General features: G+C 72.2%; 22 protein-coding genes. 7 read left to right on the plus strand and 15 right to left on the minus strand.

Going from position 1 to position 21,512, the window contains the following annotated elements; genetic code table 11:
* Window positions 1-21: 21 nt before the first annotated feature.
* The 5 genes from D7D94_RS10045 to hxlB all read right to left on the minus strand — a co-directional run bounded on the left by D7D94_RS10045 (window position 22) and on the right by hxlB (window position 4,179).
* Window positions 22-921 carry a metal ABC transporter permease gene (locus D7D94_RS10045; protein WP_156242469.1) on the minus strand — a complete coding sequence of 300 codons (900 nt, stop codon included), beginning with the start codon at window positions 919-921 and terminating at the stop codon, window positions 22-24.
* Window positions 918-1,751 (minus strand): metal ABC transporter ATP-binding protein, encoded by an 834-nt coding sequence (locus D7D94_RS10050; RefSeq protein WP_173024295.1) that lies wholly within the window; start codon window positions 1,749-1,751, stop codon window positions 918-920. The genes D7D94_RS10045 and D7D94_RS10050 overlap by 4 nt, the downstream gene beginning before the upstream one ends.
* A 62-nt stretch (window positions 1,752-1,813) precedes the next feature.
* Window positions 1,814-2,824, minus strand: coding sequence for a metal ABC transporter solute-binding protein, Zn/Mn family (locus D7D94_RS10055; RefSeq protein WP_156242471.1), 1,011 nt, complete (start codon window positions 2,822-2,824; stop codon window positions 1,814-1,816).
* A 107-nt stretch (window positions 2,825-2,931) separates the two neighbouring features.
* Complete coding sequence (hxlA, locus tag D7D94_RS10060; protein ID WP_156242472.1) at window positions 2,932-3,555, minus strand: 3-hexulose-6-phosphate synthase; 624 nt, start codon at window positions 3,553-3,555, stop codon at window positions 2,932-2,934.
* Window positions 3,556-3,606: 51 nt separating this feature from the next.
* Window positions 3,607-4,179: a 6-phospho-3-hexuloisomerase gene (gene hxlB, locus D7D94_RS10065; RefSeq protein ID WP_246171764.1), complete on the minus strand. Its 573-nt coding sequence runs from the start codon at window positions 4,177-4,179 to the stop codon at window positions 3,607-3,609.
* A 108-nt stretch (window positions 4,180-4,287) separates the two neighbouring features.
* Between hxlB and D7D94_RS10070 the strand changes: the two genes are divergently transcribed.
* Window positions 4,288-5,112, plus strand: coding sequence for a helix-turn-helix transcriptional regulator (locus D7D94_RS10070; protein ID WP_156243414.1), 825 nt, complete (start codon window positions 4,288-4,290; stop codon window positions 5,110-5,112).
* Between the two features lie 20 nt (window positions 5,113-5,132).
* On the opposite strand, the gene D7D94_RS10075 is transcribed toward D7D94_RS10070, so the two are convergent.
* The 4 genes from D7D94_RS10075 to D7D94_RS10090 all read right to left on the minus strand — a co-directional run bounded on the left by D7D94_RS10075 (window position 5,133) and on the right by D7D94_RS10090 (window position 10,039).
* Window positions 5,133-6,521, minus strand: coding sequence for a dihydrolipoamide acetyltransferase family protein (locus tag D7D94_RS10075; protein WP_156242474.1), 1,389 nt, complete (start codon window positions 6,519-6,521; stop codon window positions 5,133-5,135).
* 12 nt (window positions 6,522-6,533) lie between these two features.
* On the minus strand, window positions 6,534-7,514 hold the full coding sequence (locus tag D7D94_RS10080; RefSeq protein WP_156242475.1) for an alpha-ketoacid dehydrogenase subunit beta: 981 nt from the start codon (window positions 7,512-7,514) through the stop codon (window positions 6,534-6,536).
* Window positions 7,511-8,650, minus strand: a complete 1,140-nt coding sequence (locus tag D7D94_RS10085; protein ID WP_156242476.1) for a thiamine pyrophosphate-dependent enzyme — start codon at window positions 8,648-8,650, stop codon at window positions 7,511-7,513. Before D7D94_RS10085 ends, D7D94_RS10080 begins: the two co-directional genes overlap by 4 nt.
* Window positions 8,651-8,971: 321 nt before the next feature.
* Window positions 8,972-10,039 carry a histidinol-phosphate transaminase gene (locus D7D94_RS10090; protein ID WP_156242477.1) on the minus strand — a complete coding sequence of 356 codons (1,068 nt, stop codon included), beginning with the start codon at window positions 10,037-10,039 and terminating at the stop codon, window positions 8,972-8,974.
* 61 nt (window positions 10,040-10,100) lie between these two features.
* Between D7D94_RS10090 and D7D94_RS10095 the strand changes: the two genes are divergently transcribed.
* The gene (locus D7D94_RS10095; protein WP_156242478.1) at window positions 10,101-10,499 is read left to right on the plus strand and encodes a phage holin family protein; all 399 of its coding nucleotides are present in this window, start codon (window positions 10,101-10,103) and stop codon (window positions 10,497-10,499) included.
* Between the two features lie 7 nt (window positions 10,500-10,506).
* On the opposite strand, the gene D7D94_RS10100 is transcribed toward D7D94_RS10095, so the two are convergent.
* Complete coding sequence (locus tag D7D94_RS10100) at window positions 10,507-11,823, minus strand: lipase family protein (RefSeq protein WP_156242479.1); 1,317 nt, start codon at window positions 11,821-11,823, stop codon at window positions 10,507-10,509.
* On the minus strand, window positions 11,820-12,080 hold the full coding sequence (locus D7D94_RS10105; RefSeq protein WP_156242480.1) for a hypothetical protein: 261 nt from the start codon (window positions 12,078-12,080) through the stop codon (window positions 11,820-11,822). Before D7D94_RS10105 ends, D7D94_RS10100 begins: the two co-directional genes overlap by 4 nt.
* Window positions 12,081-12,280: 200 nt before the next feature.
* Between D7D94_RS10105 and purB the strand changes: the two genes are divergently transcribed.
* Window positions 12,281-13,663 (plus strand): adenylosuccinate lyase, encoded by a 1,383-nt coding sequence (gene purB, locus D7D94_RS10110; protein ID WP_173024296.1) that lies wholly within the window; start codon window positions 12,281-12,283, stop codon window positions 13,661-13,663.
* A gap of 4 nt (window positions 13,664-13,667) precedes the next feature.
* On the opposite strand, the gene D7D94_RS10115 is transcribed toward purB, so the two are convergent.
* Window positions 13,668-14,129 (minus strand): MerR family transcriptional regulator, encoded by a 462-nt coding sequence (locus tag D7D94_RS10115; protein WP_156242482.1) that lies wholly within the window; start codon window positions 14,127-14,129, stop codon window positions 13,668-13,670.
* A gap of 59 nt (window positions 14,130-14,188) precedes the next feature.
* Here D7D94_RS10115 and D7D94_RS10120 point away from each other — a divergent pair, with 59 nt between their 5' ends.
* Complete coding sequence (locus tag D7D94_RS10120; protein WP_156242483.1) at window positions 14,189-15,085, plus strand: NAD(P)/FAD-dependent oxidoreductase; 897 nt, start codon at window positions 14,189-14,191, stop codon at window positions 15,083-15,085.
* Here D7D94_RS10120 and D7D94_RS10125 read toward each other — a convergent pair whose 3' ends face one another.
* Entirely contained in the window at window positions 15,086-15,388 is a 303-nt protein-coding gene (locus D7D94_RS10125) for an amino acid transporter (RefSeq protein WP_246171765.1), read from the minus strand. It lies immediately after the preceding gene.
* Window positions 15,385-16,044: an acyl-CoA synthetase gene (locus D7D94_RS10130; RefSeq protein ID WP_156242484.1), complete on the minus strand. Its 660-nt coding sequence runs from the start codon at window positions 16,042-16,044 to the stop codon at window positions 15,385-15,387. The genes D7D94_RS10125 and D7D94_RS10130 overlap by 4 nt, the downstream gene beginning before the upstream one ends.
* Before the next feature lie 103 nt (window positions 16,045-16,147).
* On the opposite strand from D7D94_RS10130, the gene purU reads away from it, so the two are divergent.
* Genes purU through D7D94_RS10145 form a run of 3 tightly spaced genes read left to right on the plus strand, consistent with a single transcriptional unit; the run spans window position 16,148 to window position 19,465 of the window.
* On the plus strand, window positions 16,148-17,023 hold the full coding sequence (gene purU / locus D7D94_RS10135) for a formyltetrahydrofolate deformylase (RefSeq protein ID WP_156242485.1): 876 nt from the start codon (window positions 16,148-16,150) through the stop codon (window positions 17,021-17,023).
* Window positions 17,024-17,057: 34 nt separating this feature from the next.
* A complete protein-coding gene (locus D7D94_RS10140) occupies window positions 17,058-17,711 on the plus strand; it encodes a ThuA domain-containing protein (protein ID WP_156242486.1) in 654 nt (217 codons plus the stop codon).
* A gap of 56 nt (window positions 17,712-17,767) precedes the next feature.
* Window positions 17,768-19,465 carry a long-chain-fatty-acid--CoA ligase gene (locus tag D7D94_RS10145; RefSeq protein WP_156242487.1) on the plus strand — a complete coding sequence of 566 codons (1,698 nt, stop codon included), beginning with the start codon at window positions 17,768-17,770 and terminating at the stop codon, window positions 19,463-19,465.
* Between the two features lie 66 nt (window positions 19,466-19,531).
* On the opposite strand, the gene D7D94_RS10150 is transcribed toward D7D94_RS10145, so the two are convergent.
* Window positions 19,532-21,472 (minus strand): BCCT family transporter, encoded by a 1,941-nt coding sequence (locus D7D94_RS10150; protein ID WP_246171766.1) that lies wholly within the window; start codon window positions 21,470-21,472, stop codon window positions 19,532-19,534.
* Window positions 21,473-21,512: the final 40 nt, after the last annotated feature.

A 21,512-nucleotide genomic window follows, 5' to 3' on the forward strand; every position in this document is an offset into this window, starting at 1 on the left:
TGTCGATTCTAGGCGGCGCCGCTATGCGGCGGCCGGGACGGCGATGTCGAGGTCGGCTTCCTCGGCGCTGCGCACCGCCCGATCACGGCGCCACGAGATGAGACGGCAGACGCCCCAGATCGCGAACGAGATCGTCGTGATGTACGGGCTGACCGGGAGCGTGCCCGCGATGGCGAGGAGGATGCCGCCCACCGCGGAGACCAGGCCGAACAGCGCCGACAGCAGCGGCACCGCAAGCGGACCGTGGCTGACGCGCATGGCGGCGGCGGCGGGGGTGACGAGCAGCGCCATCACGAGGAGCGCGCCGATGATGTGGACGGCCACCGCGACGATGAGCCCGAGGAGCAGCATGAACAGGATGCTCACGCGGCGGGTGGGCACGCCGCGCGCCTCGGCGGACTGCGGATCGAGCGAGTCGAATCGGAGCGGGTTCCAGATGAGGAGCAGCCCGAGGAACACGACCGAGCTGATGACGATGAGCCAGCCGAGGTCGGGGTTCGACACCGACACGATCTGGCCGGTCAGCAGGCTGAACCGGTTGGCGCTGCGGCCCTCGTAGAGCGACAGGAAGAGGATGCCGAGACCGAGCCCGAAGGGCATGAGCACGCCGACGACGGAGTTGCGGTCGCGAGCGCGAGACCCCAGGGCTCCGATGATCAGCGCCGCGACGACCGCGCCGAGCAGGGAGCCCACGACGACGCTGCCGCCGAAGAGGAGCGCGGCGGCGGCGCCGGCGAAGGAGAGCTCGCTCACGCCGTGCACGGCGAAGGCCATGTCGCGCTGCATGATGAAGACGCCGATCAGCCCGCCGACGATGCCGAGCGCTGCGGCGGCGATGACGGAGTTCGACACCAGCTGCAGCAGGGCGCCGTAGTCGTCGAACGAGAAGACGTCACTCCAGGCGACACCGGGCACCCTCATGCGTGCGCCTCCGCGTCGTGGTGGTGATCGTGGTCGTGGTGCTCGTGCGGATGGTGCGGCTCGGCGTCGGGGATGCCGACGACCACGAGCCGGCCGCCCGCGCGCAGCACCTCGACGGGTGCGCCGTACAGCTCGCTCAGCACCTCGGTGCGCAGCACCTCCGCGGGCGACCCGAAGGTGAAGCGCCCGCCGGCGATGTAGAGGATGCGGTCGACGGACTCGAGGATCGGGTTCACGTCGTGCGTCACGAACAGCACCGCCGCGCCGTGCTCGCGACGCTCCCGGTCGATGATCGCGGTCACGGCGCGCTGGTTGGCGAGGTCGAGGCTCGACAGCGGCTCGTCGCACAGCAGCAGAGCGGGGGCGTCGGCAAGCGCCTGCCCCACCCGCAGCCGCTGCTGCTCGCCGCCGGAGAGGGATCCCACCGGGTCGTCGGCGTAGCGCGTGGCGCCGACCGCCTCGAGCAGCGCGTCGACACGGGCGTGGTCGCCACGGCGCGGAATCGGGAATCCGAAGCGCGCTCCGTTGACGCCGAGCGCGACGAGGTCGCGCGCCCGCAGGCTCGTGCCCGGGGTGAAGGGCCGCTGCTGCGGGATGTACCCGATGCGGCGGTTGCCCTTCCGCACCGGCTTCCCCTCGACGCGGATGGCGCCGGCGCTCAGCTCGCGGAGGCCCAGGATCGCGCGCAGCAGAGTCGTCTTCCCGGACCCGCTGGGCCCGAGCACGGCGACGAACTCCCCCGGCTGGATGGCCAGGTCGAGCCCCGACCAGAGCTCGCGTCCGCGCAGGCGCAGGGCTGCGCCGGAGATCTCGAGGACGGGTGCGGACATGGTCCTCACCCTATCCCCTACTGATAATCGTTCTCCGAGGTCGATGCGAAGGCCGGACGAACTCACTCGCCGCTCGTCAGCGCGTCCTGCAGCGCGGATACGTTCGACGCCATCCACGAGACGTACGTCTCGCCCTCGGGAAGCGTCTCCGCGTACTCGACCACCGGCACGTCGGCGCCCTCCGCCGTCTCGATGATGCGCGCGGTCTCCGCGCCGCCGGTCTGCGCGTTGGCGACCACGACGTCGACGTCGCCGCCCTCGATCGCCTTCGTGGCGGCGAGCAGGGTCGCGGGGGCGACGTCCTGGCCCTCCTCGACGGCCTCGGCGAATCCCTCGGTCGTCACGTCCTCGAGCCCGGCCGCCTCGGCGAGGTAGCCGCCGACCGGCTCTGTGAAGAACACGTGCGAACCCTGCGCCTCGTCCGAGACGGTCTGCAGCGACGCCTCGAGGCCCTCGATGTCGGCGAGGAGCGCCTCCTCGCGGGCGGCGATGTCGTCGGCGTCGTCCGGGAGCAGCTCCTCGAGCTCTCCCGCGAGGCTCTCGACGAAGTGCGCGACCGTGTGCGGGTCGTACCAGACGTGCTCGTTGAAGCCCTCGATGTGGTCGTGACCCTCGTGCGCGTCCGCCGAGGCCTCGTCCGCGTGCTCGTGGTCGTGCTCGGCCTCGTCGCCGTCCTCGTGCCCCTCGTTCCCGGGGTACGCGTGCGAGAACTCGACGACCGTGAGCACGTGCTCGGTGCCGGCGGCCTCGACGAGCTCCTCCATGAAGTGGTCGTAGCCGCCGCCGTTGAGGATGGCCAGATCGGCACCTTCGACGGCGAGCTGATCCCGGGCGGTCGCCTCGTAGGAGTGCGGGTCCTGTGTGGGCGAGTCGACGATCGCGCTCACTTCGGCCGCGTCGCCGACCAGCTGCTCGGCGAGCGACGCGTAGACGCTCGTCGAGGCCACGACGGCGATGCCGTCGCCCTCGCCGGAGCCGCCCTCCGCGGCGGCACCGCCGCCCGAAGCGCATCCCACGAGCGCGAGCGCGGGGACGGCGAGGACGGCAGGGAGGAGCAGACGGCGTGCGATCATGACACCACCCTAACTCAAATGAGAATCATTCTCGAATCATTCGAGCGTGCGGCTGACGACGAAGCGGGGCCCGGCGTCCACCGGGCCCCGCTTCGTGGTGTCGTGCGTCAGACGAGCTCGGCGCGCAGGGCCGCGGCCGCCGCGCCCACGTCGGGGGCGCCGTAGATGGCGCCGCCGACGACCGCGACGCGCGCGCCGGACTCGGCCACGGCGCCGATGGTGCTGACGTTCACGCCGCCGGCCACGGAGAAGGGCACGCCGGACGCCTTGCCGTCTTCGAGGAGCGTCGAGAAGGTGAAGCCCTCCTCGGCCTGCTCGTCGAGGCCCGCGTGCATCTCGACGAACTCGGCGCCGAGCGCGACGACCTCCTTCGCGCGCGCCGGCTTGTCGGCGACGCCGATGAGGTCGACGACGACGCCCTTGCCGTGCTTCTTGGCGGCCGTGACGGCACCCGCGATCGTGCTGTCGCCCGCCGTGCCGAGCACGGTGACGAGGTCGGCACCCGCGCTGAAGGCGATGTCGGCCTCCAGCTCGCCGGCGTCCATCGTCTTGAGGTCGGCGAACACGATCTTGTCGGGGTGCGCCTCCTTCACGGCGGTGATGGCGGAGAGGCCCACGCTCTTGATGAGCGGGGTCCCCAGCTCGAGGATGTCGACGTGCGGCGCGGCGGCCGCGGCCAGCTCGAGAGCGGCTTCGGTGGTCAGGGTGTCCATGGCGAACTGCAGCTTCATCGTGTTCCTTCGGTGTTCATCGGTGGACGCGGCTCGGCGGAGCCGCGGACGTCATTCGAGATTCGCGTGACGCGGCCAGATCTCGTCGGCGGTCGCGCCGGATCGCTGCCACAGCGCATGGAAGAGCGCGTCGCCCAGCAGCACGACCGACTGCTCGAACAGGCTGCCCGCGTACTGGGCGGAGGCGGCACCCGAGCGGTCGAGCTTCTCGGCCGCCGGCACGACGATCACGGCGTGAGCGAGGCCAGCGAGCGGCGAAGCGGCCGCGGTGGTGATGGCGGCGACCCGCGCGCCGACGGAGACCGCGGTCTGCGCGGCCCGCACGATCCCACCGGTCGTTCCCGACCCGCTCGCGGTGAGCAGCAGGTCGCCGGGGCGGATGGCCGGGGCCGTCGTCTCCCCCACGACGTGGACGTCGAGGCCGAGGTGCATGAGACGCATGGCGACCATCCGCAGCGCGAGGCCGGAGCGGCCCGCCCCATGCACGAACACACGATCCGCGTCGGCGACGGCGCCGAGGAACGACTCGAGCTCCTCGGCCGGCGCCTCGGACAGGCCGCCCAGGACGCCGTGCACCTCGTCGCGGATGCGGCGGATGGCGGGGCCGAGCGCGTCTGTCGTCATGCTCTCCATCGTGCGCCGCCGCCCGCGCGATCGCGGCCCGTCGATCGGGTGGTCCGCCTACCCGAACGGGTAGGCGGGGCGGAGACGTATAGTCGCGGGGTGACCGACATGCTCCCCGACTCCGTCTCGCCGGCCTCGCGTCAGCGCCTGCTCGAGCACGCCCGGGCGATCGCCGAGCAGTCGGACCGCCATGCCGTCACCCTCGAGTCGATCCTGGCCATCCTGCGCTCGTCGCGTCTCGACGACCGGGCGGCGCGCACGGCCGCGATCGACGTGGCCACCACCGCGCTCGTGCAGCTGCGGACGGCGGGCGACGAGCGGCAGGAGGCGCTGCTCGAGCCGGTGACCGGGGCCTTCGCGCGGGTGCGCGACGACCTCCGCCCGCTGGTGCGGCACAGCGATCTCGAGGTGCAGTTCGTCGAGCCGCCCGCCACCGGCCGCGCCCTGCCCGGCGACGTCGCTCATGCCGCGCGGGCGATCGTGCGTCGGGCCGTGCTGACCCTGGTCGATCAGGGGGACACCCGGCGCGTCCGGATCCAGTGGGACTGCGATGGGCTCAACCTGCTCATCGCGATCCGCGACGACGGGCAGGGCACGCTGAGCGCGCACGACGACTCGCTGCGTCCGATGGTCGAGCGGGTGGCGGCGCTCGACGGGTCGCTCTCGGTGTCGTCGACGCCCGGCTGGGGGTCGGAGCTCGCCGTGCGCCTGCCCCTCGACCCGCCGCCCCTCCCCGAGCCGCTGGATCAGGCGGTGCCGCTGAGCGCCCGCGAGCGCGAGGTGCTGAAGCTCGTCGCGGCGGGCGGCCGGAACCGGGCGATCGCGCGCGCGCTCGGCATCAGCGAGAACACCGTGAAGTTCCACGTCTCCAACCTCCTGAAGAAGGCCGGAGTCGACTCGCGGGCCGAGCTCGCGGTCCTCGCCAAGGGCTGACGCGACCGGTCGCCTGCGGGTCAGTCGAGCAGGAGCGCGGGCTCCTCGAGCACCGACGCGATGTCGGCGATGAAGCGGCTGATCTTGTCGCCGTCGATGATGCGGTGGTCGAACGACCCGGAGACGGTCGTCACCCAGCGCGGCCGCACCTCGCCATCCACCACCCACGGCTTCTGGCGGATGGCGCCCATCGCGATGATGCCGGCCTCGCCCGGGTTGATGATCGGGGTGCCGGCGTCCATCCCGAACACGCCGATGTTCGTGATCGTGATCGTGCCGGCGCGCTGGTCCTCGGGCGTGGTCTTGCCGTCGCGCGCGGTCACCGTGAGGTTCTCGAGCGCGCGGGCGAGGTCGCGCATGGAGAGGTCCTGCGCGTCCTTGATGTTGGGGACGAGCAGCCCGCGCGGGGTCGCCGCCGCGATGCCGAGGTTGACGTAGTGGCGCACGTGGATCTTCGCGCCGTCCTCTTCCTCGACCCAGGCCGCGTTGATCATCGGCGTGCGGCGGACCGCCCAGATGACCGCGCGCGCCATGATGAGCAGCGGTGAGACCTTGACGTCCGCGAAGTCGGGCGACGCCTTCAGCCGCTTGACGTACTCCATGGTCCGCGTGGCGTCGACGTCGGTCCAGACCGAGACGTGCGGCGCGGTGTAGGCGGAGCCGACCATCGCGTTCGCGGTGGCCTTCCGCACGCCCTTCACCGGGATGGACTCCACGCGCGCGGGATCCATCTCCCACAGGGCGTCGGCTGCGGCCGCGGGCTCGGCGACGGGGATCTTCTCCTCGCGCACCGCCGGCCACTCCGGCGTCGAGATGTTGCGGAACACCGACGCCTGCTCGGCATGCCGCACGACGTCGTCGCGGGTGACCTCGCCCGCGCTCCCCGTCGCCCGCACGTCGGCGAGCTCGACGCCGAGATCCCGGGCGAGCTTGCGCACCGGCGGCTTCGCGAGGACGCCGCCGGGCTTGCCGTCGGCGGCCTCCGGGCGCTTGCGCCGGCGGCGGGTGGCGGCGTCGCCGCCGGATCCGTAGCCCACGAGCACCGATCCGCTGCGCTCGGGCTCGGCCGGCTTCGCGGGTGCCGACGCGGCGGATGGCGCGGACGGGGCTTCCGGCGCCGCCTTCGGCTCCCCGGCCGGCTCCGACTGGTCGGGCTGGGACACCGGCGCCGGCGCGTCGTCGGCGATGGTGATGATCGCCGTGCCGACATCCACCGTCTCGCCCTCGGTCACGAGGAGCTCGCCGACGACGCCCGCGTACGGCGAGGGCAGCTCGACGACCGACTTGGCGGTCTCGATGTCGGCGACGACGTCGTTCACGGCGAGGGTGTCGCCGGGCTTCACGCGCCAGGCGACGAGCTCGGCCTCGGTGAGGCCCTCGCCGACGTCGGGGAGGTGGAAGGTCTGCATCGGTCGATCCTCTCAGTACGCGAGCGCGCGGTCGACGGCCTCGAGGACGCGGTCGGCGTCCGGGAGGTACGCGCCCTCGAGCTTCGCGGGCGGGAAGGGCACGTCGAAGCCGGAGACCCGCAGCACGGGCGCCTCGAGCGAGTAGAAGGCGCGCTCGGCCACGGTCGCGGCGATCTCGCTGCCCACGCTCGTCGATCCCGGCGCCTCCTGCGCGTAGACCATCCGCCCCGTCGAGCGGACGGAGTCGAGGATCGGCCCGTAGTCGACAGGCGAGAGCGAGCGCACGTCGACGACCTCGCAGCTCACGCCATCGGCCTCGGCGAGCGCGGCTGCCTGCAGCAGCGTCGTGATCATGGCGCCGTGTCCGACGAGCGTCACATCGGAACCGCGGCGAACGACGCGGCTGGCGTGGAGCGGCGCGGAGCGCGTCTCGCGGTCCAGCTCGCCCTTCACCCAGTAGCGGCTCTTCGGCTCGAGGAAGATCACCGGGTCGTTCGAGCGGATGGCGTCCTGGATCAGCCAGTAGGCGTCGCCGGGTGTCGAGGGGCTCACCACGCGGAGGCCGGCGGTGTGCGTGAAGTACGCCTCGGGGCTCTCCTGGTGGTGCTCGATCGCGCCGATGTGCCCGCCGTAGGGGATGCGGATGACGACGGGCAGCGAGAGCGCGCCCTCGTGGCGGTTCGTCAGCTTGGCGAGCTGCGTGGTGATCTGGTCGAAGGCCGGGAAGACGAAGCCGTCGAACTGGATCTCGACGACGGGCCGGAACCCGTTCATCGCGAGTCCGATCGCGGTGCCGACGATGCCGGACTCCGCGAGCGGGGTGTCGAGCACGCGCTGCTCGCCGAACTCGGCCAGCAGTCCCTCGGTGATGCGGAAGACGCCGCCCAGGCGGCCGATGTCCTCGCCCATCATCAGCACGCGGGGGTCGTCGGTCATCGCCTGGCGGAGCCCGGCGTTCAGGGCCTTCGCGAAGGTGGAGGTCTCGAGAGTCATGCCGTGCCCTCCTCGAACGAGGCCTCGTAGTCGGCGAGCCAGCGGCGCTGCTCGTCCATCACCGGGTGCGGATCCGCGTAGACGTGCGCGAACATGTCGTCCGACGTGGGCACCGGGAGCTCGACCGTGCGCTTGCGGACGTCGGCGGCGACATCCGCCCCCTCTGCGTCGACGTCGGCGAAGAACTCCTCAGACGCGCCCCGCGCGGTGAGGTAGGCGCGCATCCGGGCGATCGGGTCGCGCTGCGCCCAGAGCTCCTCCTCGTCCTTGGTGCGGTACTTGGTCGGGTCGTCGCTCGTCGTGTGCGCGCCCCGTCGATAGGTGACCGCCTCGATGGCCTGCGGGCCACGGCCATCCCGCGACTCGTCCATCGCGAGGCGCGTGACGGCGTAGCTCGCGAGCACATCGTTGCCGTCGATGCGGACCGAGTCGATGCCGTAGCCGGCGGCGCGCGCCGCGAAGGACGCGCTGGCCTGCGTGGCGACGGGCACCGAGATCGCCCACTGGTTGTTCTGCAGGAAGAAGACGGTGGGGCTCCGGTAGGAGGCCGCGAACACCATCGCCTCGTGCACGTCGCCCTCGCTGGAGGCGCCGTCGCCGTAGTAGACGATGACGGCCTCGTCCTTCTCAGGGTCGCCCGACCCGGTCTTGCCGTCGAAGGTCAGGCCCATGCCGAAGCCGGTCGCGTGCAGGGTCTGCGAGGCGAGCACGAGCGTGTAGATGTGCGTGTTGCCGTTGCGGGGATCGGTGGGATCCCACCCGCCGTGGCTGAGGCCGCGCATCACGCGGATGATGTCGAGGGAGTCCACCCCGCGGATGCGCGTCACGGCGTGCTCGCGGTACGACGGGAAGATGTGATCCTGCGGGCGGGCGGCGCGCGCCGACCCGACCTGAGCGGCCTCCTGCCCGAAGGACGGCGGCCACAGCGCGAGCTGACCCTGCCGCTGCAGCAGCGTCGCCTGCTGGTCGAAGGCGCGCGTCACCGCCATGTCGCGGTAGAACTGCTCGAGCTCGGCGTCGCCGAGGGCCTCGATGAGGGGAAGGTACCGCTCAGCCGCCGGGGACGGCGCGAACGTGCCGTCCGGTGCGAGGACGCGCACCGTCGCCGGGTCGGTCAGGAAGTCGGGCGAAGTCACCACTCCACGCTAATCGTGTCGGCGTCCGAGCGGCGGGGAACACGGCGGACAACGGATCGCGGATTTCGTCGTCCGGACCCCACAGTCGTATGCGCGGGGGCGGATGGATGGGGCCTGCGGTCGGCGCCGGGGGTCGGCGGCCGGGGCCGGGTTCCTGGGCCGGGTTCCTGAGCTGCCAGACGATGTCGCCTCGCCGCCGGGACACCGTAATCCCCGGTTTTCCGTGTCGCATCGATGAGACGACATCGTCTGGCGGGGGCAGGGGCGCTAGCCGGGCCGGGGGGCGGATGGCCGGAGCCCGCGCTCCGAGGGGACGCCGCGTCAGGCGCGAGGGGCGACGGCCGCCGCGACCTCGAGGATGCGCGCGATGGCCTCCGGCTCGCCCACCGAGATGCGGATGCCCTCGGGGAACGGGCGGACGATGATCCCCGCCTCCTCGAACGCGTCGGCGGCCGTCTGGTCCGCGCCGTCGAGCCAGACGAAGTTCCCCTGCGCCTCGGGCACGCGCCATCCGATCCCGCGCAGGGCCGCGGCGAGCGCGTCGCGCCGGGCGGCGATCTCCGCCACGCGCTCCGCCAGCTCGGGAGCGTGATCGAGGCTCGCCAGCGCCGCGGCCTCCGCATGCGCGGTCACCGAGAGCGGGATGGCCGTGCTGCGGGCGGCGTCCAGCACGCGCGGGTGCCCGATCGCGTATCCCACGCGGAGGGCGGCGAGCCCGTACGCCTTCGAGAACGTGCGCAGGACGACGACGTTCGGGTGCTTCTCGAACACGCGCTCGCGCAGGCCGTCCACGGCACCGGAGGCGAACTCCACGTACGCCTCGTCGAGGAGGACCAGCACGTCGGCGGGCACCCGGCCGATGAAGGCGTGGAACTCCTCCGATGTGATGATCGAACTCGTCGGGTTGTTCGGCGTGCACAGGAGGATCACGCGCGTCCGCTCGGTCACGACCGCCGCCATCGCGTCGAGATCGTGCCGGCCGTCGGGCAGCAGCGGCACCTGCACGTTCTCGGCGCCCGCGACGAGCACGAGTCCGGGGTACGCCTCGAACGAGCGCCACGCGTACACGACCTCGTCGCCCGCACCCGCCGCGGCCTGGATGAACGCGGCGAGGAGCGACACGCTGCCCGCGCCGACGATCACGGCGTCGGCGCTCACGCCATAGCGCTCGCCGAGCCGCTCGCGCAGACGCGCGGCGGTCGCGTCGGGGTACCGGTTCAGGTCGCTCGCCGCATGCACGGCCTCGACGACGCCGGGAAGCGGGGCGAAGGGGTTCTCGTTGCTCGACACCTTGAACCCGCCCGCACCGGCGGCCTTGCCCTGGCGATACGGCGGGAGGGCCGCGATCTCGGGGCGGATGCGCGGGAGGACGGGCTCGGGGACGCTCACGGCACGAGTCTAGGGCGAGCGATCGCGTGCCCTTCGCGGGCGAGGATGCGAGACTGCCCGCATGCGCTTCCTCGTCCGCGTCGTCGTGAACGCGTTCGCGATCTGGGTCGTGAGCCTCATCTCCGCCCTGCAGGTCACCATCACGCCGTTCGCTCCCGGGGGCGACCTGCAGGTCGTGCTGACGCTGCTCGCCGTCGCCGCCGTGTTCGCGATCGTCAACGCGATCGTCGGCACCGCCATCCGGATCGTGGCCTTCCCCCTGTTCGTGCTCACTCTGGGGCTCGCCTCGCTCCTCCTCAACGGCATCCTGCTATGGGTGACGTCGTGGGTGACGGGCTTCTGGAGCTGGGGGCTCGAGCTCGGCGGATTCTGGTCGGCGGTGCTCGCGGGCATCCTCATCAGCATCATCAACTGGGTCTTCGGGATCGTCCTGCGGCCTCAGCGCAAGAAGCGCCGCTGAGCCGCCCTCAGAAGGCACCGCCGCCGCCTCTGCGCTGAGCGCGCTCGGGCGCCTTCTCCGGCCGGAAGTCGAAGACCTCCACCGCGGAGGCGTCCTGCAGCACGGCGATGCGCTCGCGGATACCCGCCACGCGCGGATCGCCGGACCCCTCAAACGCGCGCAGCGTCTCCCGGTACGCCGGCAGGCGGTGCGCGGGGATGACGAGGTCGCGCGGGGTGCTCATCGGATGGACCGTGCCCTGCACGAGCACGCTCTCGTCCGACCCCAGCGAGTGGGGCGCCGCTCCGCCGACGAGGAGGGGCACCGGGTCGTCGTCGTGCCTCACAGTCACGACGAGGGTGCGGGGCCGTGCCTCCACCTCCGCCGGCGCCCCGAGGGTGACGAGCGTGCGCACGTCGTAGCGCCCCTCGGCCGCCAGCCACCCCGCGATCATGCCGCCCTGCGAGAAACCGACCGCATGCAGCACGTCGCCCGGCGTCGCGCCCGCCTCGCGCAGCGCGAGCTCGACGGCCTCCGAGGCCTGCGAGCGGCGGCCGCTGTACAGCCGCAGGTTCGACTCCCAGTCGAGGACCGTCGTGCCGCCGCCCTGCGTGCCCGCGACGTACACGGCGAACTCGCGCCGGCCATCCGCCATCGTGTACCGCTCGACGCGGATCGTCGCGTCGGCGCCGTCGGGCACGCGGTCGCCGAGGTCGCTCAGCGAGCCCGGTGCGCGCCCCGGCCTTCCCCGCGCGCCGGGGTGCAGCTCGGGTCGGTGCGCGCGACCGCGCAGGTGCGCACCGTCGCGGATGCGCCCGGTGCCCGCGCGGCGCAGCCCCTCGACGAGGAAGGGCACCGGCGCGAGCATGAGCGGCGACGACAGCCCGAACATCGCCAGCAGCCGCCCCGGGCCGCCCTGCAGCTGGCGCGCGAACTCGTCGCCGTGCGCGGCGCGCCACTCCGCCAGGAGGCGCTCGGCCTCCCCTCCGGCGCCGGGGCTCCGCTCCTCCAGCTGCCGCGAGCGCAGCCGCAGCATCTCGGCGAGCGCGTCGTCCTGCTCGTCCATGAGCGCGCGCGCTCGCAGCTCGACCAGCTCGTACGCGTCGGCGGCGAAGCGCATCGCCCGCGCGAGGTCCGCCGCGCCCGAGGCATGGGCGGCCACGAGCACCGCGCACGCGTACATCCCGTCGAGACCGACGACCGCGTCGCCCAGCTCGTGCGCGACCCGCCGGATGTCGCCGGCCAGGCCCTCGAGACGCGCGGCGTCGCCATCCGCCGCGGCCGCCAGCCGACGCAGCTCGTCCGGATCGACGGCGACCGCCCCGCCCGACCCGACGTCCATCACGCCACCGGGAACATCATCGTGGCGGTCAGCGCGGGCAGCGCTCGGCCTTCCGCCTCGCACCGGAACGCGGCCGCGTACAGCGCGACCGCGAGATCCCGCGACGTCGCGCGGAACCGCTCCGCGGCCGCCGAGCGCCAGCTCGTCAGCAGCGCAAGCGCCTCCGCGGCGGCCGCCAGCTCGCGGAGCTCTGCGACGACCTCGTCCATCCGCCGCTGGGCGAGATCGACCCGCTCGCGCAACTCCTCCTCCGTCACCATGTCTCCACGGTCGTCCTCCTCGGCCCGGCGCGGATGGCCGGGGCCGGGTTGGGGAGGGAGGTGCGGCGCGTCCCGGCGCTGTGGAGGAGACGACGGGCGGAGGGTCGCTGAGTATGATCGGGGGGCCAGCTCGGCGCCATCCCGTCGCTTCCGTCGTCCGCGGGAGCGCGCGCCCGCCCGTCTCGACTCGGAGGCTCCCCGTGACCGCATTCCCCATCCAGCCCCTGAGCCCGCTCGACGGCCGCTACCAGCCCGTCGTGTCTCCGCTCGGCGACTACCTCTCGGAGGCCGGCCTCAACCGCGCCCGCGTCGAGGTCGAGGTCGAGTGGATCATCGCCCTCACCGACAACTCGCTCTTCGGCACGTCCGCCCTGTCGGAGGACGACAAGGCCCGCCTGCGCGCGCTGTACCTCACCTTCGGGCAGGCCGAGATCGACTGGCTCGCCGAGCGCGAGGCCGTGACCCGCCACGACGTGAAGGCCGTGGAGTACCTCGTCCGCGACCGGCTCTCGCAGCTCGGCCTCGACGACATCGCCGAGCTCACCCACTTCGGCTGCACGAGCGAGGACATCAACTCCCTCTCCTACGCGCTCACCGTCAAGCGCGCGGTCACCGGAGTCTGGCTGCCCGCGCTGCGCGCCGTGGTGGAGCGCCTCCGCGCGCTCGCCCTCGAGCACGCCGACGCCGCGATGCTCTCGCGCACCCACGGCCAGCCCGCGACGCCGACGACCATGGGCAAGGAGCTCGGCGTGTTCGTCTGGCGCCTCGAGCGCGTCATCGGCCAGCTCGAGAGCACCGAGTACCTCGGCAAGTTCTCGGGCGCCACCGGTACCTGGTCCGCGCACCTCGCCGCCGCCCCCGTCGTGGCGTGGCCGAACATCGCGCGCGCCTTCGTCGAGTCGCTGGGCCTGACCTTCAACCCGGTCACGACGCAGATCGAGTCGCACGACTGGCAGGTGGAGCTGTACGACCGCGCTCGCCACGCGGGCGGCATCCTCCACAACCTCGCGAGCGACATCTGGACGTACATCTCGATGGGGTACTTCGCGCAGATCCCCGTCGCGGGCGCCACGGGCTCCTCGACCATGCCGCACAAGATCAACCCCATCCGCTTCGAGAACGCGGAGGCGAACCTCGAGATCGCCGGCGGCCTGTTCACGACCCTCGCCCAGACGCTCGTCACCTCGCGCCTCCAGCGCGACCTCACCGACTCGACCACGCAGCGCAACATCGGCGTCGCCTTCGGGCACTCGCTGCTCGCGCTGGACAACCTCCGCCGCGGCCTCGGCGAGATCTCGCTCTCGCGCGACGTGCTCCTCGCCGACCTCGACGTCAACTGGGAGGTCCTCGGCGAGGCCATCCAGACCGTCGTCCGCGCGGAGGTCGTCGCGGGCCGCTCGCAGATCACCGACCCCTATGCGCTGCTGAAGGAGCTCACGCGCGGCCGCCGGGTCGGCGCCGCCGAGCTCGCCGAGTTCGTGCAGGGCCTCGACATCGGCGACGAGGCGAAGGAGCGCCTGCTGGCGCTGACGCCCGCGACCTACACGGGCCTGGCGGAGCGGCTCACGCGCACCTACCTCTGAGGCCTCAGGTGCGGCCGAGCCGGGCTCCGACGGGAACGTCGGGGCCCGGCTCCGTCCACCCCATGCCGCGGCGCGTGCCCGCGACGATGTCGGCCACGTTCGCCCGGAAGTTCGGGCAGGTGGAGATGTCGTGCGCGCGACACTCCAGCGCGTGTCGCGCCATCGCCCGCGCGCGCTCGAGCGCCGCGATCCGCTCGTCGATGTCCGACAGCTGCCCCTCCAGCACCTCCCGGCGCCCCGCGGTGCCCGCGTCGAGGAGCGCGCGGATCTGGTCGAGCCCCATCCCCGCCATCCGGCTCGCGAGGATCACCGCGACCCGGTAGGCGTCGGCCTCGCCGTACCGCCGACGACCCGCGCCGTCGCGGTCGGGCTCCAGCAGCCCGCGATCCTCCCAGTGCCGCAGGACGTGAGTCGCGAGGCCGAACCGCTCCGCCATCTCGCCGATGCTCCACGCGCTTGACTTCATGTGGACATGAAGTCACACACTGGCTCCCGACGCAACTCGCGCATCGAGAAGGAGCCCCCATGAACGACGTCGCCATCCTCGGCGGAGGCCCCGCCGGCCTCCAGTCCGCCCTCACCCTCGGCCGCATGCACCGGTCCACGGTGCTCATCGACTCCGGCGCCTACCGCAACGCCGCCACGAGCGCCATGCACAACCTCGTGACGAACGACGGCCGCGCCCCCGCCGACTTCCGCGAGGTCGCCCGCCACGAGATCGAGGAGTACGCCTCGGTGACCTCGCTGACGGGGAGCGTGACGTCGATCGCGGGGACCCCGGGCGCCTTCGCGCTCGCCCTCGCCGACGGCTCGCAGATCGAGGCCCGACGCGTGATCCTCGCGACCGGCGTCGCCGACGCGCTCCCGGCCATCCCCGGCCTCGCCGAGATCTTCGGCGACGTCGTCGCCCACTGCCCGTTCTGCCATGGCCACGAGTTCGCCGGCCGGCGCGTGGGCATCCTCGGCGCCGGGGAGCACGCCGCGCGCCTGGCGGTCATGCTCGCGCCCATCGCGAGCGAGGTGGTCGTGCTGCCCGGCGACGCGGCCGCGCCCGACGCTCTCGCGCGCACCGGCGCGCTCGCCCTCCCCGGTGACATCGCCCGCGTCGCCGAGATCGCCGACGGCGTCGAGGTGACCTTCGCGGATGGCCGGAGCGAGCGCTTCGCGGGGCTGTTCACGTCGACCGCATGGCGGCAGGCCGCCCCCTTCGCCGACGACCTGGGCCTCGCCGTGAGCGAGAGCGGCGGCGTGCTCGTCGACGGCTTCGGGCGCACGAGCGCGGCCGGGATCTACGCCGCGGGCGACATCGCGCAGCCTCCCGGCCTGCCCGCCCCGCTGCACTCGGTGGCGATGGCCATCTCGACCGGCATGCTCGCCGCCGCCGCGTGCGTGCAGGACGAGGTCACGGCGGTGCGGGGATAGCTACCGCTTGCCGGCGTCGTCCTCGTCGTCGGGCAGGAGGATCGGACGGTCGATGGTCTTCGTCACATCGGCGGGGTCCACGACGAGCAGGAGCATCGCGACGAACAGCAGCACGACGATGAAGACGATGCCGGCGATGATCGCGGCCACCGTCCAGGCCTGCGCGATGACCTCGGCGGGCTGCTGCGTGAACGCGCCCATCGACATGGCGCCCACGAGCAGCGCGAACACCGCGGAGCCGAAGGCGATCGCGAGGAGCTGGACGGGACGCATGAGCGCGCGCCTGGTGGGTTTGTCGGTCACGGACGGTCCTCCGGGGTGCGGGCTTCGGGCCCGCTGGTCGATGCTGCGGTCGTCGGCTCGAGCTCCGACGAGGCCGGCGAGAGGCCGGCGATGGCGAGGAACACGGCGACGATGGCCGCGTACCCGCCGAACAGGCCGACGGCGATGATCTCGCCGGTGAGGGTGAAGGTGCGCCCGGCGTCCTCGATGAAGTAGTCCAGCGCGTAGCCCGAGGGCACGAGGAGCGTGGCCACGCCGATGACGAGCGTGAGCACGCCGATCGTGAGGGTGTCGCGCGCCACGACGCGGTCGCCGTGCCGCCGCTCGAACACGCCCATGCCGGTCTCCAGCGCGCCGGCGATCACGGCCCAGATCGGGATCACGGCGAAGTAGAGGGCCGCGCCGCGCGCACCCGTGATGCCCGCGGCCATCCCCGCGAAGACGTACGCCAGCGCGAGGAGGGTCGGCACGGTGCGGTGCCCGGCGCGCGTCACCATCCAGGCGCCGAGGCCCAGGACGACGCCGGTGGCGATGGCCCAGCCGCTGAACACCGACAGCCCGACGGATGCCGAGTGGTCGGGCGAGAAGGTCACCATGAGCGCGGCGAACGCGGCCAGGAGCGCGCGGAGCAGCTGGACATGGCGAGTGCTCGGTGCGAACGGCTTGCGTGCGGGCATGGCAGGACCTCGTGCGTGCGAAGGGACACCCCCAGTCTAGAGAACGCGGCCCTGTGAGGGTCCCCCGTCACGGGCTCCCGCCCGATCGCGAGAGAATGGGGCCATGACGCCCCAGAGGGAAGACCTGATCGATCACGCCTGCCTCATCGTCGACGGACCCGACCAGTCGGGAGTCGTCGCCGCGATCGCCGCGCTCATCGCGCGCAACCAGGGCAACATCGTCTCCCTCGACCAGCACTCCACCGACCCCTCCGGCGGGCGCTTCTTCCAGCGGGTGGTCTTCCACCGCGCGAACTTCGCCGTCGTGAAGGACGAGATCGAGGCGGACCTCGCCGCCACGCTCGAGCCGTTCGGCATGAGCTGGACCCTCGCCGACCTGTCGATCCCCAAGCGGATGGCCATCCTCGCCTCCAAGGACGACCACTGCCTGCTCGATCTGCTGTGGCGGCACCGCCGCGGGGAGCTGCCCGTGAGCATCCCGATGGTGATCGCCAACCACACCACCACCGCGGAGGACGTGCGCTCGTTCGGCGTGCCCTTCTTCCACGTGCCCTCGCAGGCCGGACCCGACAAGTCGCAGTCCGAGGCCGAGATCGTGAGGCTGCTGAAGGGCAACGTCGACTTCGTCGTGCTCGCCCGGTACATGCAGATCCTCTCCAGCGACTTCCTCGCCCAGGTGGGTGTGCCCGTGATCAACATCCACCACTCCTTCCTGCCCGCATTCATCGGCGCGAACCCGTACCGCAAGGCGAAGGAGCGCGGCGTGAAGCTCATCGGCGCCACCAGCCACTACGTGACCGAGGACCTCGACGAGGGCCCGATCATCGAGCAGGACGTGGTGCGCGTCACGCACGCGGACTCGGCCGACGACCTGCGCCGCCGCGGCGCCGACGTCGAGCGCGCGGTGCTCTCCCGTGCGGTGCTGTGGCACGCGCAGGACCGTGTGCTGCGTCACGGGAACCACACGATCGTCTTCTGACGCGCGTAGCATCGAGCGCGATCGAAGGAGATCCATGCGCGCCCTCATCGCCACCGGAACCGGCCGCTACGCCGACCCCTGGCACCCCTATGCGAAGACCAGTCCGCTCATCGCCGAGGTCCTGACCGAGGCCGGCTTCCACGTCGGCATCGATCACGACGTCGATCACGCGATGACGCGCCTCGAAGGCGTGGACCTCCTGGTCGTGAACGCCGGCGATCCGTGGCGCTCGGAGACGACCGAGCCCCTCGACCCCGCGTCGCTCGCCGGCTTCCGCACGGCGCTCGCGCGCGGCATCGGCGTGATCGGCGTGCACGCCGCGCTGTCGTCGCTGCGCGACTACCCCGACTGGCCGGTGGCCATCGGCGGGATGTGGGTGCCCAGCCTCTCGTGGCACCCGCCCCTCGACACCGTCCACGTCACCGGCGGCGCTCTGCCCGATGGCGCGCGCATCGACGACTTCGACGTCGTGGACGAGCGCTACTCGCGCCTGCAGGCGTTCGGCGAGCGGATGGTCGTGGCCGAGCACGAGACGGAGGGCGAGCGGATGCCCACCGCGTGGGTGCGCGAGCACGGCACCGCGCGCGTCGCCGTCGACGCGCTAGGGCACGACGAGCGGTCGTGGGCGTCGGATGGCCATCGCGCGCTGTTCACGCAGCTCGCGGGCTGGGTGACGAGCCGGGCGTGACGCGTGCGCTTGTCAAGACCGGGGGCCCGCTGCGCGCACGCCGCTAGCGTGGAGGCATGACGTCTCCGTACGACTCCCGCCCCTGGCTCGCGGCGTACCAGCCCGATGTGCCGCATGAGATCGGCCCCGTGACCGAGACCCTCAGCGACATGATGGACGCGAGCGTCAAGGCGTACGGCCGGAAGACGGCGCTGGAGTTCTTCGGCGCGCAGACGACGTACGCCGAGCTCGGGGATCGGATCGCGCGCGCGGCCGAGGGCCTGCGGCGCATCGGCGTGGAGCGCGGCGACCGCGTGGCGCTGATCCTGCCGAACTGCCCGCAGCACGTGGTGGCGTTCTACGCGCTGCTGCGCCTCGGCGCGATCGTCGTCGAGCACAACCCGCTCTACACGCCGCGGGAGCTGCGCCACCAGTTCGAGGATCACGGCGCGCGCTTCGCGATCGTGTGGGACAAGGTCCACGACACCGTGGCGGCGTTCCCCGAGGACCTGCGCGTGACGGGCATCGTCAGCGTCGACATCACCCGGTCGCTGCCGCTCCCGCAGCGGATGGCCCTGCGCCTGCCGATCCGGAAGGCACGCGAGACGCGCGAGCGGCTCACGCAGCGGCCATCCGCCCGCCGCGTGCTCACGTGGGAGACCCTCGTCGACGGCCGCCGCCTCTCGCGGAAGACCCCACGGCCCGCGCTCGACGATGTCGCGCTGCTGCAGTACACCAGCGGCACGACCGGATCGCCCAAGGGCGCGATGCTCACGCACCGCAACCTGCGTGCGAACGCGCAGCAGGGTCAGGCGTGGGTTCCGGGGCTGCGGGAGGGCGAGGAGACGTTCTACGGGGTCCTGCCGCTCTTCCACGCGTACGGGATGACGCTCTGCCTGACGTTCGCGATGAGCATCGGGGCGAAGCTCGTGCTCTTCCCGACCTTCGACCCCGATCTCGTCGCCCGGGCGGCGCGGAAGAGCCCGCCGACGTTCCTCCCCGCGGTGCCGCCGATCTACGACCGGCTCGCGCGGGCCGCCCAGCAGGGCGCCATCGATCTGAGCTCGATCCGCTTCGCGATCTCCGGCGCCATGAGCCTGCCGACCTCGACCGTGCGGAAGTGGGAGTACGTCAGCGGCGGCCTCCTCGTCGAGGGCTACGGCATGACGGAGACCTCCCCGGTCGCGCTCGGCAACCCGATCGGCCCCAGCCGCCGTCCCGGCACGGTGGGCGTGCCCTTCCCCAGCACCGACATCCGCGTCGTCGACCCCGAGGACCCCGACCGCGACCTGCCCCCGGGCGAGGCCGGCGAGCTGCTCATCCGCGGGCCGCAGGTGTTCTCCGGCTACTGGCAGCGCCCCGACGAGACCCACGCGGTGCTCCTCGACGACGGATGGCTGCGCACCGGCGACATCGCGACGGTCTCGGAGGACGGATTCGTCACGATCGTCGACCGACTGAAGGAGCTCATCATCACGGGCGGCTTCAACGTGTCGCCCAGCGAGGTCGAGGAGACGCTCGTCTCGCACCCGGACGTGGACGAGGCGGCGGTCGTCTCGCTGCCGCGCGCGGAGGGCGGCGAGTCGGTGGCCGCCGTCGTCGTGCTGCGGGCGGACGCCGAGCAGGAGGCCGAGGCGCTGCGCGACTTCTGCCGCACGCACCTCGCCGCCTACAAGGTGCCGCGTCGGATCGAGTTCGCGAACGAGCTGCCGCGGTCGCTCGTGGGCAAGGTGCTGCGCCGGGAAGTGCGCGAGCGCCTCATCGCGCAGGACTGACTACCAGCAGCATGACGACGCCCCCGCCCCTGACGGGCGAGGGCGTCGTGGAACGGACAGAAGCGATCAGTCTCCGAGCTCGCGCGGCTTCTCGCGCTCGTGCGACTCCTCCTCGGGGAGGCGGTCGCCGCCCGGTGCGGCCGAGCCGCCGAGGTCGGGCTCGGTCTCGTCGAGGATGGGGTGCGCCTCGGTCTTCGCGTACAGCTCGGTGAACGCCTCGTCGACGACGGGGTCGACCCACGCGAGGTCGTCGGTGGAGTGATCGTAGGGCGCCGGGACGAGCGCGAAGTCGTCGCCGTACTCCTCGAGGCCCGCGCGCACGCTGTGACGCACCGCGCGCTCCGCGTACTCGTCGCGCAGGATGAGCGGGTCGCGGTTGAGGTCCTTGATGAACGCCACCATCATGAACGCCATGATCACCGCGAACGGCAGCGCCGCGATGATCGTGACGTTCTGCAGTGCGGTGAGGCCGCTGCCCTCGGCGCCGCCGGCGGCGAGCAGCACGGCCGCGATGATGCCCACGAGCGAACCCCAGATCACCGTGACCCACCGGGTCGGCTCCGGGTTGCCGCGCTGAGACAGCGTGCCCATCACGAGCGATGCGGAGTCGGCGCCCGTGACGAAGAAGATCGCCACGAGGATCGCGAGGATCACGGTCGTCACCGCCGAGAGCGGCAGATCGGCCAGCACGCCGAACAGCACGCTCTCCGGCGGGTCGACGGTCAGGCCCGCGCCGTTCATCTGCTGATCCATCGCGGTGGTGCCGAAGATGGCGAACCAGATAAACGAGATGACCGACGGCACGACGACGACGACCGACACGAACTGACGCAGGGTGCGCCCGCGCGAGATCTTCGCGATGAACATGCCGACGAAGGGCGACCACGAGATCCACCACGCCCAGTAGAAGATCGTCCAGCTCGAGAGGAAGGCCTGGACCTCTTCGCCCTGCGACCCGGAGCGGGCGGCCATCGTCGTGAAGTCGGTCAGGAACTGCGCGGCGACCGACGGGATGATGTTGATGATGAGCATCGTCGGGCCGACGAAGAACACGAAGAACGCCAGCAGGAGCGCGACGACCGCGTTGATGTTCGACAGGGCGCGGATGCCCCGGGAGACTCCCGAGACCGCCGACGCGATGAACGCGGCCGTGAGCACCGCGATCACGCCGATGAGCAGGCCGTTGCCGACCGCGCCGATGCCCGTGATGAGCTCGACGCCGTGGCCGATCTGCAGCGCCCCGAGGCCCAGCGACGCGGCGGTGCCGAACAGGGTCACGATGATCGAGAAGACGTCGATGGTGCGCCCGACGCGGCCGTTCGTCCGCCGCTCGCCGAGGAGCGGGGCGAAGATCGAGGAGATGAGCGGCGTGCGGCCGCGACGGTAGGCGCCGTACGCGATGGCTCCGCCGACGAGCGCGTAGAACGACCACGCCTGCGGGCCCCAGTGGTAGAGCACCTGGGTGAGGGAGGTGTGCATCGCCTCGATGGTCGCCGCCTCCGCGGTGTTCGGCGGCGGGCTCTCGAAGAACGTGAGCGGCTCGGCCGCCCCCCAGAACACGAGGCCGATGCCCATGCCCGCGGCGAACAGCATCGAGATCCAGGAGAACACCGAGAACTCCGGCGCCTCGTCGTCGCGCCCGAGCCGGATCCGGCCGAACCGGCCGAACCCGACGTAGAGCATGAAGACGAGCACGACCGTGGCGATCACGGTGAAGAAGACCCCGAGGTACTCGATCACCCAGTCCAGCACGCTGCTCGCCGTGCCGGCGAGGTTGTCGGGCGCCGCGATGCCCCAGCCGATGAAGGCGACGGTGGCGGCGATCGCGATGCCGAAGACCAGCCGGTCGGTGCGGAAGTCGCGGCCGGTCTGCTCGACCCCGATGCCGGGGATCAGCGCCGGGTGCACACCCTGCGGCGCCGGGTCTGCGATGTCGCGGACGATTCTCTTCGCAGCGTCGGCGGCTCCTGATGGCCTGCCACTGCGATGCTTCTCAGTTCCGGTCATTCTCGCCATCCTGCCAAAGTCGTATGTACGGCGCATGAAT

The organism is Microbacterium oryzae, assembly GCF_009735645.1.
GTDB classification, from domain to species: domain Bacteria; phylum Actinomycetota; class Actinomycetes; order Actinomycetales; family Microbacteriaceae; genus Microbacterium; species Microbacterium oryzae.